Origin of the sequence: Pseudoduganella violacea (assembly GCF_014191875.1) — a bacterium.
In the GTDB taxonomy this organism is placed as follows: Bacteria; Pseudomonadota; Gammaproteobacteria; order Burkholderiales; family Burkholderiaceae_D; genus Rugamonas; species Rugamonas violacea_A.
In genome coordinates, this window is the sequence record NZ_JACHXD010000012.1 from 121,216 (window position 1) to 137,656 (window position 16,441).

Sequence of the window (16,441 nt, forward strand, 5' to 3'; positions counted from 1 at the left end):
GCCCCCAAGAGTGATACGTCCTGAGTGTCCAGCGCCGCGCCGATTACTCCAGCGCCACGCGCAAAGCCGCTACCGTGGCCCACGGCGCCAATGCCGCGGTGCCGCACAACAGACCCGCCAGCAAAAGCAGGTGGGCGCTGCTGCCTAAACCTTGAGCCTCGGCATGGACTGAGCTACTGCCAAGAATCAGTAAAGGAATATACAGGGGCGCCAACATGAGTGCAAGGAGCACGCTGCCGCCGCGTGCATTCAAGGCCAGCGCCGCGCCGAGCGCGCCCAACAGGCTGAGGACCGGCGTGCCAAGCAGCAGGCTGGCCAGCAGCACGCCTAATGCCTGCGGCGCCATATCGTATTGGATGGCCAGCAGCGGCGCTACCGCCACCAGCGGCAAGCCGGCCAGCAGCCAATGCGCGCCGACCTTGGCCCACACGGTCAACAGCAGCGGATGCGGCGCGAGCAGCGCCTGCTCCAGCGTGCCGTCGGCGAAATCGGCGGCGAACAGGCGTTGCAGGCCAAGCAGGGCGGCCAGCAGCGCCGACACCCACAGCACGCCCGGCCCGATGGCGCGCAACAGCTCCTGGTCCGGGCCGATGGCCAGCGGGTAGAGCATGGCCGCGAGCAGGAAGAACAGCGGCGGCATCACAATTTCGGCGGGGCGGCGCAAGGCCAGCAGCAATTCGCGCCGCATAGTCAGCGCCAATATGCTCAGCATGCGCCCTCGCGGCCCAGGCGCAGCGTTTGCGTGGGCGCCGGCCCGGCATCCTGGTGGGTGGTGTAGACCAGCAGGCCGCCGCCGGCAAGATGATCGCCGAGCAGCTGCGTCACGCTGGACAGCGCATGCTGGTCCAGCGCGGAAAACGGTTCATCCAGTATCCACAAGGGCCGCTGGCGCGCCAGATGCAGCCGCGCCAGCGCCACCCGCTTGCGCTGGCCCTGCGACAGCAGGCGCACCGGCAGCTCGGCTTCGGCCGCCAGTCCCATCTGCTCCAGGCAGGAATACGCTTGCGCGCGGCTGTGGCGGATGCCCGGCAAGCCGCCGTAGGCCAGGTTTTCCCAGGCCAGCAGTTCGGGCTTGAGCGCCTCGGCATGGCCGGCATACAGCAGATTGGCGTGGAAGAGGGGACGGCAGCGCGCCAGCGTCTCGCCCTGCCAGCACACCTCGCCCTGGTCGGGACGGGCCAAGCCGCACAACAGGCGCAGCAAACTGGTTTTGCCGCTGCCATTGCCGCCCTGGACCCGCAAGGCGTCGCCGCCACCAAGGCTGAAGCCGATATCGGAAAACAGCGTGGCCGCGCCACGCACACACGCCAAATGCCGACAGCTCAAACCCATTGCGCCTCCGTCACCGTGTTGGCCATAGTTGTTGGCCATATCGTAGATCATGGGCGCAAATGCGCGCAACTTCCAGATTTATATTGACTTTTAAATGAGAATCGTTATCATTTGTATTTCAGTTACAGCTTCTAGAAGAAAATGCATCCACAACGCCGCCCCCAATTGAAGCGCCTGGCCGTCCTCGTGAGCCTGGCCCTGCCGCTGGCCGCCCAAGCCGAAAACGCCGCCGAACAAACCGTCCTGCCGCAGATCGAAGTGCTGGCCAATAAGCTGGGCGACACCACCGAAGGCACCGGCTCCTACACCACCGGCAAGGCCAAAACGGCCACGCCACTGAGCATGTCGCTGCGCGATACGCCGCAATCGATTTCCGTGGTGACGCAGCAGCGCATCGAAGACCAGGGCATGCTGACGGTGACGGATGTGGTCAACAACAGCACCGGCGTTTCGGTCAACCAGTATGAAACCCACCGCGCCGGCTTCACCGCGCGCGGCTTCGACATCGACAATCTGCAGATCGACGGCATCCCCACCACCTGGTCCCAGCCTTGGAGCTCGGGCGAAGTGCAGGGCAGCCTGGCTATCTACGACCGCGTGGAAATCGTGCGCGGCGCCACCGGTCTGATGACGGGCGCCGGCAATCCATCGGCCGCCATCAATCTGGTGCGCAAGCGCGCCGCCAGCAAGGCGTTCGAAGGCTCCGCCGAAGTGGGTATCGGCCGCTGGGACGAGCGCCGCGCCCAGGTCGACCTGTCGACGCCACTGAACAAGGACGGCACGGTGCGTGCCCGCGTGGTCGGCGAATACAAGCAGGCCGACAGCTGGGTGAGCCGCATGAAGAGCAAGGATCAGACGCTGTACGCCACCGTGGAAGCGGACCTGGATCCGCGCACCCTGCTGTCGGCAGGCGCCAGCCGCCAGGAAACCGATCCGACCGCGCCGATGTGGGGCGGCCTGCCATACTGGTACACCGACGGCTCGAAAACCAACTGGGACCGTTCCAAGACCACCTCCGCCGACTGGGCGCGCTGGGAAACCGAATACAACAACTACTTCGCCAACCTGGAACATGGCTTTGACAACGGCTGGAAGCTGCGCGCCACCTACACCCACGGCGAGCGCAAGGCCGATTCCAAGCTGCTTTACCTGTCCGGCATGCCCGACCGTGTGAACGGCTTGGGCGTGGGCGCATTCGCCGGCTCCTACCTGACCAGCACCAAACAGGACGACTTCGGCCTGCACGCCAGCGGCCCGTTCAAGCTGGCCGGCCGCAAGCATGAGGCGGCGTTCGGCTATATGCACTCCAAGCAGAAGTTCAATGCCGACAGCCGCATGGCCGATTTCGGCGGCGACGTGCCATCAGTTGGCAACTTCAATACCTGGAATCCTTCCGCCTATCCAGAACCGAAATGGAACGCACCGTCCTTCTACGAGTCCAGCGTGACCAAGCAGCAAGCCTTGTACGGCGTGGCGCGCTTCTCGCTGAGCGATCCGCTGACCATGATCGTCGGCGCGCGCGCCACCAAGTACGACAAGGACACCAAGGGCCAGGCGCCGCAGCACGAAAGCGAGCTGACGCCATATGCCGGCCTGGTATACGACCTGGGCGAGAACTATTCGGTCTACGCCAGCTACACCGACATCTTCCAGCCACAAAGCCTGAAGGACAAGCAAGGCAAATACCTTGAGCCGGTAATCGGCAAGAGCGCCGAAGCGGGCGTGAAGGGCGAGTTCTTCGACGGCCGCCTGAACGCATCGTTCGCCGTGTTCAAGATCAAGCAGGACAATCTGGGCCAGGAAGCGGGCAACAACCCCGGTGCAGGCGGGCTGCCGGAAGCCTATTACCGCGCCGCCAAAGGCGCAACGAGCGATGGCTTCGAGTTCGACGTGTCCGGCGAACTGGCGCGCGGCTGGAATGCCAGCGCCGGCTACAGCCAGTTCAAAGCCGAAGACGTCAGCGGCAAGGACATCAACAGCGTCTATCCGCGCAAGCTGCTGCGCGTGTTCACCACCTACCGCATGCCGGGCGAATTGAAAGCCCTGACCGTGGGCGGCGGCGTGAACTGGGAAAGCCGCACTTATACGCCCGATTCCAACGCGCCTGCCAACAGCAGCGGTATCATCGAGCAGAAGTCCCACAGCATGGTGAACCTGATGGCGCGCTACGATATCAGCAAGCAGTGGTCGGCCCAGCTGAACATCGATAATGTGTTCGACAAAACCGCCTTCGGCATGTTCTCCGCGTATGGCGCGATCACCTACAAGCAGCCGCGCAGCGCTTCGCTGACGCTGAAGTACCGCTTCTAAGCATCACAGGCTGCGGGCCGGAACGCCATCGTTCCGGCCCGCGTTTCACTTCAAAATATCGAATAGTTGAGGTCAGGTGTGCGCGCCTTCTGGACTGTCATTCATCGTTACGCCGGCTTGCTCACCGCCGGCTTTTTGTTCATCAGCGGCCTGACCGGCGCCATCATCTCCTGGGACCACGAGCTGGACGATCTGCTCAATCCCCATCTGATGCACGCCAGCACCCGCGGCCCGGCCCTGGCCCCGCTCGACCTCGCGCGCCAGGTCGAGGCGCGCTATCCGGACGTGCGCGTCAGCTTCGTGCCGCTGCATGCGGAACCGGGCGAGTCCATCTCCTTCGGCATCAGCGGCCGGGTTGACCCGGTCAGCAAAAAACTGATCGAACCGGGCTTCAACCAGGTCTTCGTCGATCCCGCCAGCGGCGCCGAATTGGGCAAGCGCGAATGGGGCGCGGTCTGGCCGATCACCAAGGAGACCTTCGTCTCCTTCCTATACCGCCTGCACTACACCCTGCATATTCCCGAGATGTGGGGCATCGACCAATGGGGCTTGTGGCTGATGGGCGGCATCGCCATGATCTGGACTTTCGACAGCTTTGTCGGCTTCTACCTGACCTTGCCGGTAAGCCGCCGCAAGGAGCTGGGACGCGTGCCAGCCGCCAAATCCTGGTGGCAGCGCTGGCAGCCGGCGTGGAAAGTGCGCTGGAAAGGCGGCAGTGCCAAGCTCAATTTCGACTTGCACCGCGCTTTCAGCCTGTGGACCTTCCTGCTGCTGTTCATCCTGGCCTTCACCGCCTTCTCGCTGAACCTGTACCGCGAAATCTTCTATCCCGTGATGAAGACCGTCTCGCAAGTGACGCCAACGCCGTTCGATACGCGCACGCCGGCCGACAAGCATCATCCGATCGAGCCGCGCTTCGCCTTCGCCGACATCATCCAGCGCGCCAGCGCCGAGGCGGCGCAGCGCCAATGGACGGAACCGGCCGGCAGCATCTTCTATTCACAGGATTTCGGCATCTACGGCGTGAGCTTCTTCAAGCCGGGCGATGACCACGGTTCCGGCGGCGTCGGCCCGGCCGTGCTGTACTTCGACGGCGAGGACGGCCGCCTGCTGGGCGACCGCCAGCCGTGGAAAGGCACGGCGGCCGATATCTTCGTGCAAGCCCAGTTCCCGCTGCACTCCGGCCGCATCCTCGGCCTGCCGGGCCGCGTGCTGATTTCCTTCATGGGCATTGTGGTCGCCATGCTGAGCGTGACTGGCGTCATCATCTGGTGGCGCAAGCGCGCCTCGCGTGTCGTCAGCGCGCAAAGACAAGCCTTGGTGGCTTCGTAACTCCCTCCCGCGGCGGCCTTCCGTGCCGCCGCGCTTTCCCTTCCCGGCCTGTTTGTCATCGCGCGTGACAATTGGATATCTTTTGGCCGCCTTCGCGGGCATATGCTAGTCAGGTAGTGCGTTTTCACTTGGAGTGAGTGGCGCCAGGAGACGTCCCAATGAAGACCATCTTCAGGCTGGTATGTATTGCGTTGGCCGGCTACTGCTTATGTGCGATGCCGGTCAGCGCGCACAATCAGGTGATCCATCAAAAGATGACGGACCTGTCTTATCAAATGATGGTGTTCGTCCAAAATTCGGGACTTGACCAGGTCGAGGGCAACGATCCCAAATGGAGAGCGTTCTTGCAGCGTGTCAAAGCCGCTCCGGACAAATATAAGACCCGTTCCTCGCAGCTGGGTGAGTTGAAGCCGCCCAAGTGGGCCAATTGTGCGCTGGAACCGGTGAACTGGAACACGACATTGGCCGGCGTTCCCTATCCGCCGAGCTGGGACTTCAATGGCAATGGAGGCTGTGGTGTTGATATGAAATGGGCACTTAGTCTCGACGGAGTAGGCGCCAGCAATCATATCGGCACGGTCCTCGGTCTATGGGCCGCCATGCCCGATGAAGAGAACGATAACACCCATCTATGGATCCGCCTTACGAACGCGGCGTGGGCTGGCGCCGTTCGGAATGTGATCAAAGATGCGGCCGAAGAGACCTTGACCGTGATCTTGTTGCCGATTGTCTGTTTTATCGATGTGCTTCGGGGTGACAGCAAACACTGTGGCAAGCATGCGAAAGGGTGGCGAATAGCGTCGATCTGGTGGATGAAGTCGACAGCTGGATCCCAGGCTTTGGTGATATCAGCAATGGCGATTGGGTGGGGGTCTGGCATTTCATCGATATGAAGCCCTCGGTATCCAACGATTTTGACGCACACCAGGGAAAGCTGTGGGATGAAGCCGGCGTTCCCGGCATGCCGATGGACCCGCTTGAACTGGTCTTGATGGCCGCCTTTGATGCTGCCGGCCTGTCGGTAAACCACGACAAGAGCACCGGCATTGCCAACTATACGATTGGCGAGGTCAATGACGGCGTTGCTGCCACGGTTCGCCGCGACAAGGGGCAATGGCAGTACACCAGCGTGTCTCACATAGCTTTTGAGCCGGTAAGCAATTTGGCGTACTACGGCTGGTCGCACTTCCGCGATGAGCAGCGCCATCCGATCCGCATGCTGGCCTGGCCGCTGCACGCTATTGGCGATGCCACGGTACCCATGCATGTCGTCGGTACGTCCGCCTGGGGGCATAGGCCTTATGAGGACTCGCAGGAATACTTGGTGTCGAAAATCTGGAAATTCGATGGTCAGATGGCGAACCAGGTGCCCGCTGTCCTACGCGTCATGCGCCGGGCTTTCTACTGGCATACGAAGATCGAGGATTGGCGGGCCTCACACAATGGAAACAAGGACGTGCCAATTCGTCAAATCATTACCGAGCTTGCCCGGAACACGTATGAATACGCGATGCTCCAGCACCAGCTTCCGGACAGCCGGTGGCCGTTCTCCATCACCGCTTCCACAAAATACCAGCTGAAAAAGGACGATGCGGTCAACGACTACGTAGAAATTCCTGCGGCTGCGGATCTTGCCCGTCCGCTGTATGACGACGGCATGGGCGCAACGGTGGCGCTCTTGGTGGCGGCCTCTGACCATTTCTGATCATCACACGCAAGAATATCCTTGTACTGATGCTGATACTGGTGTTGCTGCTGATCTGGTGGTTTTGGCCGGAACGACAAGTTCTCATTAGCGATGCGAACGCCACCAATTGTCTGGACCATATTAGTGCGATGGTGGAAAAATGGCGGAAAGAAGGCCGGACTCCAACAGCGATTGAGAGCTTGCGTCAAGCCGAAATCGCGAAATGCAATGGCGTGCCGGGCAAGTGCGCCGCCATGATCGGCGCCATCAATGCCGATCTGGCCTTTCTCGGCCGGGCGGTATTGTCCGGTTCTATGGCGCCCTCGGATTATCTTTTGCATATGAGAGACCGCAAGCTCAAGATGCATGCCCTGCACAGGGACCCCACAGTCTGCGAGGCCTACTCCCATGGTGACGCCGACAGCGATTTGGTGCCGGACGAATTGGATGGCTGTCCGTGCGCACGGTCAACGGAAATGGCTACACCCAGGGCTGGGGGGCATCAGCCCTGGTGCAATCGAGCCCATTTTGAGCCTCGCCATGGCTTGATGCGCTAAGCCTTCCCTGGCAGCCATGAACAGGGCGCCCGGCTTGACCTCGCGGATCGCCGCCTTCGATGTAATTTCCCCGTGAATCGTAGCGCGCGCGGCGGCATCCACCCGCGCCTGCCGCAAGCCACGTAGAGGAAGGCCTTATGCGGATAAGGCCGATGCCGCTTCCGGATTTGTAGATTTCCTCTAATTCCTCATCCCTCAAAAACCGGCTGGGTACTCCTATCGCTTGTATCAGTTACTATCAGTGTAATTTTTTACTAATTAAATGGAAATTTTCATTTCCATTTGACACTAAAGCGATGCCTGGAATCTCAAACCACAAACCATCCCATCCAGTCGCTCCAACGCTTGCATGAAACTGCAGCGCGGCAGTGCTCCATGCTTTCTAGCCCTGTGCTACCGGCCGCCAAGCTTGATGGCCCAGGGATGTATTTCATTTCACAAGTTAAAAGGCCGTCGTCTTTTCCCCTGCGTAGTCTAAATAATCCATAAACTTCATTTTTAAAAGCTAATAACTAGAATATTGCAAGTTAATTATCACGGTTGACGCTGCTCTTGCCGAAGATGTACTATTAATGAAATATCTAATTATTAATTTTGATAACGCGGCCAAGAAACGCCAGTCCACACAGCGTTTCCAAAGCATTGGGTGATTATATTTGTTGGTCCCATTGCGCGAATAGCGGAATGATACTTATGAAAATAGAGATGATTAATAAGGTGAGTCGCCACCCCGGCAATAGCGGTTTGCGCAGCAGTGTTTCCCTTACTCCGGCCACCGCTTCCCCCTTGCGTTTTGTTTCCACAGGCCATCGGCTACTAGCTCTTCCCGACCACTGATGTAGTTCCACTACTGGACTGGGACTCCGCGCAGCCTTTCCGGCGGTGCCTGTCTTCGTCCGTCCATCGCGGCAAGCGCCGCCCTGTGACTGCGCTGGTGTTTTCCCCCGGCCGCAAGCGATAAGCGAACTTTGGAGAGAGCAGATGGCACACGGTTTTTTCGATCTGAATCAGCGAGCTTCATTGACCATCCAGTTTTTGGGCGCGTGCGGCAAAGAGCTGGCGCACATGGCTGAGGGCGTGCGCGAGCAATGCGTCGCGCTGTTTGGCGGCTTTTCGCGGGTTGACATGGATGCGGCAAAAACGGCATCCGGCAGCGCGATCCGCTTGCGCGTCAATGCCGGCGACGCCCCCGTCAAGCCCGGCGTCGATGTGGTCGTGGCGATGGAGCACCACCACATCCTGGAAAATGCGGACTTGCTGCGGGAGGGCGTCATGTGCCTGGTGGCCGACACCGGCCTGGAACACGGTGCGGCGCGCGCCACGTCCAGCGCCGAAAGGGCGCAGGTGGAGGAGGCGCTGCGGCGTTGCAAGGCTTGGGGCTATTGGGTGCCGATTTTCGAAGAATTGCTGGGCGCCGGCCTGCCGCCGGCGGCAGGCGCGATCGCCATGCAGTCGGTGCTCAATAATCTGCTGGGGATCAACGAGATGCAGAGCGATCTCAGTCTACAGCCGCTGGGGGCGGCGCAGCCCAAGGCCTTTGCCCGGCTCGAGCGCTGATGCAGGCGCTCTTCAATCCCCTCATACCGCAGCATTCCTGGCCGCCAGGCGTCGATCTTTGGTGCAGCGGCTGGCAGGTGCTGGGCGACAGCGTGCGCCAAGCCTGCGCGGCGGCCCTGTCCGCCGAGGAGCGTGAGCGGATGAAGGCTTTCCTGCTCCCCGGCGCCGCCGACCAGTTCCTGCTTGCGCGGGCTTTGCTGCGCACCGCGCTGAGCCACTATACCGGCCTGCCGGCGGCAGACTGGCGTTTTCGGGCCGGGGAGCATGGCAAGCCCTACCTGTGCGGCCCCGCGCACGGCGGCCCGGCTCTGCATTTCAATCTTTCGCACTGCAACGGCATGGTGGCCTGCGCCGTCACCACCATCAGCGCGGGCCTCGGCGTCGACGTCGAGCATACCGGCCGCACCCTGGATTTCACGGCGGTGGCCTCAATGGTGTTTTCGCCGGAGGAAATGGCGCAGCTGCAAGCGCTGCCCGCCGCCGAGCGGCGCGGCTATTTCTTCTCGATCTGGACCTTGAAGGAAGCCTACGCCAAGGCGCGCGGCCTGGGTTTCCACCTGCCGCTCGACGCCTTGTCCTTCGACCGCGCGCCGGCGTCGCTGGGCGTGCGCTTTTCCGAACGCTGGCCCGACCGTGCCGAGGGCTGGAGTTTTTCGCAACATCGTTTAAGCGCCAGCCACCTGCTGTCGGTCGCGATCGACCGCCATCGGGAGGAGACCATTCCGCTGCGCTTTCAATGGCGTTCGCCGCAATCGCTGCCCGCCGCGGCCGGGCTGACTGGTGAGGGATGATATGAACGGCCCGGCATCTGAACTGGAAGCACGTTACCGCCGCGGCATCAGCGAAGCGGCCGGCCCGGCGCTGTTGAACGGCACCCAGGCCCTGGTCCGGATGCTGTTGGCGCAGGCGGAAAAGGACCGGCGCGACGGCCTTGCCACGGCCGGTTTCGTTTCCGGCTACCGCGGCTCGCCGCTGGGCGGCGTGGACCAGGAGCTGTGGCGCGCCGGCGCGCTGCTGAAGGAGGCGGACGTCCATTTCACGCCGGCCATCAACGAGGACCTGGCCGCCACCGCCATCATCGGCACGCAGAAGGTGGCAAGCGATCCGGAACGCCTGCGCGACGGCGTATTTGCCATGTGGTACGGCAAGGGGCCGGGCGTGGACCGCTCCGGCGACGCGCTCAAACACGGTAATTTCTACGGCGCCTCGCCCCATGGCGGCGTGCTGGTGGTGGCGGGCGATGACCATGGCTGCGTCTCCTCGTCCATGTCGCACCAGTCCGATATGGCCTTGATGGCATGGGGCATGCCGGTGATCCACCCCGCCTCGGTGGACGATTATGTCCGTTTCGGCCTGTGGGGCTGGGCCCTGTCGCGCTGTTCGGGACTATGGGTGGGATTCAAGGCCATCTCGGAGACGGTGGAGTCTTCGGTCAGCATGGCCGGCCCGCAGCTGGACGAAATCGAAGCCTGCCGCTTTGTCGCGCCGGAGGCCAAGCCCGGGCCGGACGGCCTGCATTGGCGCTGGCCGGACCTGCCGGGGCCGCAACTGGAGCAGCGCATGCGCCACAAGCGCGCGGCGGCGATCGAGTTCGCCAGCCGCAATCCGCTCGACCAGCTGTTGGCGCCCGTGTCCCAGCCGCGCCTGCTGATCGCGGCGGTGGGCAAGGCGTATGGCGATGTCATGGAGGCCCTGCGGCTGGCCGGGCTGCCGCTGCGCAAACTGGCCGAGCATGGCGTGGCGATCGCCAAGATCGGCCTGGTCAGCCCGCTTTCTCCGCAACTGCAGCAGTGGGCGCGCGCCGCGGTGGAAGTGTTCGTGGTCGAGGAAAAGGCGGCCGTGGTGGAAGGCTTGCTGAAAGACAGCCTGTACAACCTGCCGCTGCTGGAGCGGCCGCAAATCATCGGCAAGTACGATGAAAAGCACGATCCGCTGCTGCCGGACGACGTCGAGCTGAATCCCGAGCTGCTGCGCACGGCGTTGGCGCGCCTGCTGGGCCGCCTCGGCGTGCCCTTGGCCGCCGCGCTGCGCCCGCAACTGCATATCGTCGATTCCGGACTGCCCAAGCGCACGCCGTATTTCTGCTCCGGTTGCCCGCACAACACGTCCACCCAGCTTCCCGCCGGCAGCAGGGCGCAGCTGGGGATAGGCTGCCATGCGCTCGCGGCCCAGATCCCCGAACGCAATACCTCGGGCAGCGTGCAGATGGGCGGCGAGGGCGTGGACTGGATCGGCCATTCGCCTTTCGTCTCGGGCGAGCATATTTTCCAGAATCTGGGCGACGGCACGTTCTTCCATTCGGGGCAACTGGCCATTCGCCAGGCGGTGGCCGTGGGCGTCAACATCACCTACAAGATCCTGTACAACGATGCGGTGGCGATGACCGGCGGCCAGCCCGTGGACGGCAGCCTGAGCGTGGCGCAGCTCACCCGCCTGGTCGAAGCGGAGGGCGTCAGGCATATCTACCTGATGTCGCCGACGCCGCAGCTGTACCGCCTGGACCAAGGCTACGCGGCCGGTGTGCAGGTGCGCCACCGCGACCAGCTGGACGCGGTGCAGCGCGAGCTGCGCGCACTGCCTGGCGTCAGTGTGTTGATCTACGACCAAGTCTGCGCGATGGAGGAGCGGCGCCGCCGCAAGAAGGCGCGCCCGGCGCCGGCGCGCGTGAAAATGCTGATCAACGAACAGGTGTGCGAAGGCTGCGGCGATTGCCAGAAGAAGTCCAATTGCATGGCCATTGTGCCGCAGGAAACGGCGTTCGGACGCAAACGCAAGATCGACCAGGAATCCTGCAACAGCGACCTGAGTTGCCTGCGCGGTTTCTGCCCCAGTTTCGTCAGCATCCGCAACGCGGCGGAGGCGCCGCCGCCGGCACGGGCCTTGGCGCCGCGCATACTGGAACTGGCCGGCGCGCTGGCGCGGCCGGAGACCAGCATCGGGGACGCCCCCTACGAGATCCTGGTGGCCGGCGTCGGCGGCACCGGCGTGGTCACCATCGGCGGCCTGATTGCGCTGGCGGGCCATATCGAGGGACTCGGCGTGCGCAGCCTGAATTTCACCGGCTTTTCGCAAAAAGGCGGCGCGGTGCGCTCCCATGTGCGCCTGGCCCGCGACCGGAGCACGCTGTACCAGGCGCGCGTCGGCCATGGCCGCGCCGACGCCCTGATCGCGGCCGACCTGCTGGTGGCCGCCTCGCAGGAGACGCTGGGCGTCATCCAGTCCGGCCGCACCCGCATCGTCGCCAATCTGCAGGAACTGCAGATCGGCGCCATGCTGCGCGATGAAGCCAAGCGCATCGACGTCGAGCATTTGCGCGCCATTCTGCAGCGCCAGGCCGGCGGCGTGCCGCTGCAGGCTTTGCAGGCGCACCAGCTGGCGGCGCGCACGGTCGGCGTGAAATATGTCAATGTCCTGCTGTTCGGCTATGCCTGGCAGCAGGGACTGGTGCCGCTGGCCTGCGAGGCGATCCTGAAGGCGATAGAGCAGCATGGCGTGGAAGCGGCCAGCAACGCGCTGGCCTTCGCCTGCGGCCGCCTGGCCGCCGCCGCGCCGGACGCGCTGGAACTGCTGCTGTCCCCGCGTGCGCCGTCCGCGCCGGACGCGGGCGGCGCCCTTGAACGCTACGCCGCCTATCTGGAAGCCTATCAGGATGCGGCCTATGCCCAGCGTTTCCGCGACTGGGTGGCGCGGGCGGCGCAAGCCGGCCAGCGGCTCGGCTCGGACCTGCTGGCGCCGGCGGTGGCGGAAAACCTGTTCAAGCTGCTGGCTTATAAGGACGAGTATGAAGTGGCGCGTCTGCTGAGCAGCACGGCTTTCCGCGACGACATCCGGCGCCAGTTCGGCCCGCGCGCGCAGGCGGTGCTGCATTTGCGTCCGCCCCTGCTGCCGGAACGCTGGCGCCGCCATGAACAGCCGCGCACCATCGCTTTCGGCGCCTGGGTGTTTCCCCTGCTGCGCCTGCTGAGCGGGATGCGGCGCTGGCGCGGCAGCTGGGCCGACCCTTTCCGCTACCTGCGCGACCATCGGGCCGAGCGCGAGTGGCAGCAGGATTACCTGCGTCTGCTGGCGCAACTGCTGGAGCGGACCACCGCGGCCACCTTGCCGCGCGCGCTGGAACTGATCGCGTTGCCGCAACTGGTGCGCGGCTACGGGCCGGTGCGGCGCCAGGCGATGGCGCTGGCGCGGCAGCGCAGGCTCACGCTGCTGGCGCAGTACGAGGCGCCCGAGACGCCGCCCGCCAAGATCATTCCCATCAAGACCGCCACCCCGAGGCAATCGCCATGAAGCTGATGGACGCGCGCACGCTCGACCAGGGAGCGCCGGCGGCTTCGCCGCTCCCAAGCGTCTGGATGTTTTCCGGACAGGGTAGCCAGTACCGTGGCATGGGCCGCCAGCTGTTCCAGCATGAACCGGTCTTCCGCGGCTGGCTGGAACGCTTCGACGCGCTGGCCAGGCAGGATGCGGGCATCGCCCTGATCGACGAGCTATACCAGGTCGCGCCGCAGCAAGCGTTCGAGCGCCTGGCCCTGACCCATCCCGCCATCTTTGCCGTGGAATACGCGTTGGCGCAAACCTTGTTCGCCAAGGGGCTGCGTCCGGACCTGCTGCTGGGCGCGAGCCTGGGCGACTTCACCGCCGCCGCCGTGGCCGGCGTGCTGCCGGCGGACGCGGTCATCGGCCTGCTGGGCCGGCACGCCAGGCTGGTGGAGGCGCGCTGCGAACCCGGTTTCATGCTGGCCGTGTTCGGCCCGGCCTCCTTACACCAGGAATTGCCTGCCTTGCGCCGCTATAGCGACCTGGTGGGCGTCAACTACGATGCCCATTTTGTGGTCGCCGGCCATGCGCGCGAGCTGCCCCATGTCGAGCAGGCGCTGCGCGCCGCCGGCGTCCAGGCCTTCCGCCTGCCGGTCGGCTTTGGCTTCCACTCGCGCAATGTGGCGCCGGTGGCGGCGGCTTGGAGCGAGCTGCTGGCCGGCGCGCCGCCAAGCAGCGCACCCGCCATCCCCTGGGTGTCCTGCGCCACGGGGGGACTGGTCGGCGCCATGGGCGGCGGATTTTTCGCCAACGTCGCCCAGGCGCCCATCCAGTTCGCCGAGGCGCTGGCCTTCACCCGCGGCCTGCTGGGCGGCGCGGCGTGCTGGATCGATCTGGGTCCCTCGGGCACGCTGGCGAACTTCGCCGGCAAGCTCCTCGCTGCGGGACACACGGTGCTGCCGGCCATGTCCCAATTCGGCAACGAGCGCGCGCTGCTGGAGCGGATCCTGCAGTCCGTTCCGCCGCGCGCCGCCGCTTCCACTTCCAATCAAACGGGAACCACCACGATGAAAGCTTATCTCTTCCCCGGGCAAGGCGCGCAAAGCACCGGCATGGGCGCGGAACTGTTCGACCGCTATCCGGACTACGTGGCGCGCGCCGACCGCGTGCTGGGTTATTCGGTGCGCGCGCTATGCCTCGACAATCCGGACAACCGGCTGGGCCGCACCGACTATACGCAGCCGGCCTTGTACGTGGTCAATGCGCTGGCCTATCTGGCCGCCGTCGAGCAGGGCGGGGAACCGCAGTATCTGGCCGGCCACAGCCTGGGGGAATACAGCGCGCTGTTCGCCGCCGGCGTGCTGAGCTTCGAAACCGGCTTGCAGATCGTGATGCGGCGCGGCGCGCTGATGGCGGCCAGCCGCGACGGCGCCATGGCGGCGGTGATCGGTCTGGAGGAGGCGGCGGTGCGCCAGATCATTCTGCAGGCGGGGCTGGCGAATATCGACATCGCCAATCTGAACGCGCCCACGCAGATCGTCATTTCCGGTCCGGTCGCCGATATCGTGGACGCCCAGGCCGTGTTCGAGAAAAACGGCTGCTTCACCTATGTCCGGCTGCCGGTGTCCGGCGCTTTCCATTCGCGGCTGATGGCCGAGGCAAGCCAGGAGTTTGCCCGCTTCCTCGACCAGTTCACCTTTGCCGCGCCGCGCATTCCGGTGCTCAGCAACGTCACCGCCCAGCCGCACCGGCCCGAGAATATCCGCGCCATGATGGTGGAACAGATGGTGGGCAGCGTGCGCTGGACCGATTCCATCCGCTACCTGGCGGCGCAAGGCGTGGCCGACTTTGTCGAAGTCGGTCCGGGCAAGGTGCTGGCGCAGCTGCTGAAGAAAATCCTCCCTGCCGGCGCGGCTCCCGCGCCCATTCCCGTGCCCATTCCCGTATCCGCGCCGGTTCCGGTGTCCGTGCCGGCGCCGGTCATCGCGCCTGCCCCGCTTCCGGCGCCGCCGGCGCCGTATGCACCAGCCGGCGCCGCTGCCGCGCCGGCGGCGATCGGCATCGACGCTTTGGGTTGTCCGGAGTTCCGGGCCGACTACGGCCTGCGCTATGCCTACGTCGGCGGCGCGATGGTGCACGGCATCGCCTCGACGGCCCTGGTGGCCGCGCTGGCGCGCGGCGGCATGCTCGGCTATTTCGGCACCGGCGGCTTGCCGCTGGAACGGATCGAGGAAGCCATCCTCACGCTGCAGCGCACCTTGACGCCGCAGCAGCCCTACGGCATGAACCTGCTGCATGGGGCGCTGGAAGAAAAAACCGTCGATCTCTATCTGGCGCATGGCGTGTGCAATATCGAAGCGGCGGCGTTCATGCAGATCACTCCCGCGCTGGCGCGCTTCCGCCTGCGCGGCCTGCGCCGCCAGCCGGACGGCACGCTCGTCCGTGGCCACCGGGTGCTGGCCAAGGTGTCGCGGCCGGAAGTGGCGGCGGCTTTCCTGGCGCCGGTGCCGGCCGCCCTGGTTGCCGAGCTGCTGCGCCAGGGGAAAATCAGCGAGGAGCAGGCCGCGCTGGCGCAGCGCGTGCCGGTGGCGGACGACATCTGTGTCGAATCCGATTCGGGCGGCCATACCGATATGGGCGTGATGACGACCCTGCTGCCCACCATCCAGCTGCAGCGCGACCAGGCGGCCAGACAGTTCGGCTATGCGAAAAAAATCCGTATCGGCGCCGCTGGCGGCATCGGCACGCCGCCGGCGGCGGCCGCCGCCTTCATGCTGGGCGCCGACTTCATCCTGACCGGATCGATCAACCAGTGCTCGGTGGAGTCGGGCGCCAGCGACATGGTCAAGGACCTGCTGCAGGAATTGAATGTGCAGGATACCGACTATGCCCCGGCCGGCGACATGTTCGAGATGGGCGCCAAAGTGCAGGTGATGCGGCGCGGCCTGTTCTTCCCCGCGCGCGCCAACAAGCTGTATGAACTCTACAAGTATTACGACTCGCTCGACGACTTGCCGGCCAAGGTGCGGCAACAGCTCGAGGACAAGTATTTCGGCCGCTCCTTCGAGTCGATTTTCGATGAGTGCCGCCGCTATTACCCGGCCGCCGACATCGCGCTGGCCGAGCAGCAGCCGAAACAGAAGATGGCCTATGTGTTCCGCTGGTACTTCGGCCACGCTACCCGGGCGGCGCTGCGCGGCGACGCCGAGCAGAAAGTCAATTTCCAGGTGCAATGCGGTCCGGCCCTGGGTGCCTTCAACCAATGGGTGAAAGGCGGGGCCATGGAGCATTGGCGCCAGCGCCATGTCGACCAGATGGCCTTGGCCATTCTGCGCGGCGCGTGCGATGTGCTCAACACGCGCTACCGCGCCTTGCTGGGCGCGGGCTGAGAAACGGCGGGACGCCGTCCAGC

General features: G+C 64.4%; 11 protein-coding genes. 9 read left to right on the forward strand and 2 right to left on the reverse strand.

What is annotated here, in order from left to right; genetic code table 11:
- Positions 1-43: 43 nt before the first annotated feature.
- Both ccmB and ccmA read right to left on the reverse strand, forming a co-directional pair.
- Entirely contained in the window at positions 44-712 is a 669-nt protein-coding gene (gene ccmB, locus FHS03_RS20020) for a heme exporter protein CcmB (RefSeq protein WP_183442701.1), read from the reverse strand.
- Entirely contained in the window at positions 706-1,332 is a 627-nt protein-coding gene (gene ccmA / locus FHS03_RS20025) for a cytochrome c biogenesis heme-transporting ATPase CcmA (RefSeq protein WP_183442702.1), read from the reverse strand. Before ccmA ends, ccmB begins: the two co-directional genes overlap by 7 nt.
- Positions 1,333-1,473: 141 nt before the next feature.
- On the opposite strand from ccmA, the gene fhuE reads away from it, so the two are divergent.
- The 9 genes from fhuE (at position 1,474) to fabD (ending at position 16,418) form a co-directional block, all read left to right on the forward strand.
- Entirely contained in the window at positions 1,474-3,642 is a 2,169-nt protein-coding gene (gene fhuE / locus FHS03_RS20030) for a ferric-rhodotorulic acid/ferric-coprogen receptor FhuE (RefSeq protein ID WP_183442703.1), read from the forward strand.
- A gap of 78 nt (positions 3,643-3,720) precedes the next feature.
- Positions 3,721-4,974 carry a PepSY-associated TM helix domain-containing protein gene (locus FHS03_RS20035; RefSeq protein ID WP_183442704.1) on the forward strand — a complete coding sequence of 418 codons (1,254 nt, stop codon included), beginning with the start codon at positions 3,721-3,723 and terminating at the stop codon, positions 4,972-4,974.
- A 158-nt stretch (positions 4,975-5,132) separates the two neighbouring features.
- Entirely contained in the window at positions 5,133-5,867 is a 735-nt protein-coding gene (locus tag FHS03_RS20040) for a hypothetical protein (RefSeq protein ID WP_183442705.1), read from the forward strand.
- Positions 5,783-6,679, forward strand: coding sequence for a hypothetical protein (locus tag FHS03_RS20045; protein ID WP_183442706.1), 897 nt, complete (start codon positions 5,783-5,785; stop codon positions 6,677-6,679). The genes FHS03_RS20040 and FHS03_RS20045 overlap by 85 nt, the downstream gene beginning before the upstream one ends.
- Positions 6,680-6,708: 29 nt before the next feature.
- Complete coding sequence (locus tag FHS03_RS20050; RefSeq protein WP_183442707.1) at positions 6,709-7,218, forward strand: hypothetical protein; 510 nt, start codon at positions 6,709-6,711, stop codon at positions 7,216-7,218.
- A 981-nt stretch (positions 7,219-8,199) separates the two neighbouring features.
- Positions 8,200-8,775 (forward strand): hypothetical protein, encoded by a 576-nt coding sequence (locus FHS03_RS20055; protein WP_183442708.1) that lies wholly within the window; start codon positions 8,200-8,202, stop codon positions 8,773-8,775.
- Positions 8,775-9,566: a 4'-phosphopantetheinyl transferase family protein gene (locus tag FHS03_RS20060; RefSeq protein WP_183442709.1), complete on the forward strand. Its 792-nt coding sequence runs from the start codon at positions 8,775-8,777 to the stop codon at positions 9,564-9,566. The genes FHS03_RS20055 and FHS03_RS20060 overlap by 1 nt, the downstream gene beginning before the upstream one ends.
- A gap of 1 nt (position 9,567) precedes the next feature.
- Complete coding sequence (locus FHS03_RS20065; RefSeq protein WP_183442710.1) at positions 9,568-13,059, forward strand: indolepyruvate ferredoxin oxidoreductase family protein; 3,492 nt, start codon at positions 9,568-9,570, stop codon at positions 13,057-13,059.
- Positions 13,056-16,418 (forward strand): ACP S-malonyltransferase, encoded by a 3,363-nt coding sequence (gene fabD, locus FHS03_RS20070; RefSeq protein ID WP_229426306.1) that lies wholly within the window; start codon positions 13,056-13,058, stop codon positions 16,416-16,418. Before FHS03_RS20065 ends, fabD begins: the two co-directional genes overlap by 4 nt.
- Positions 16,419-16,441: the final 23 nt, after the last annotated feature.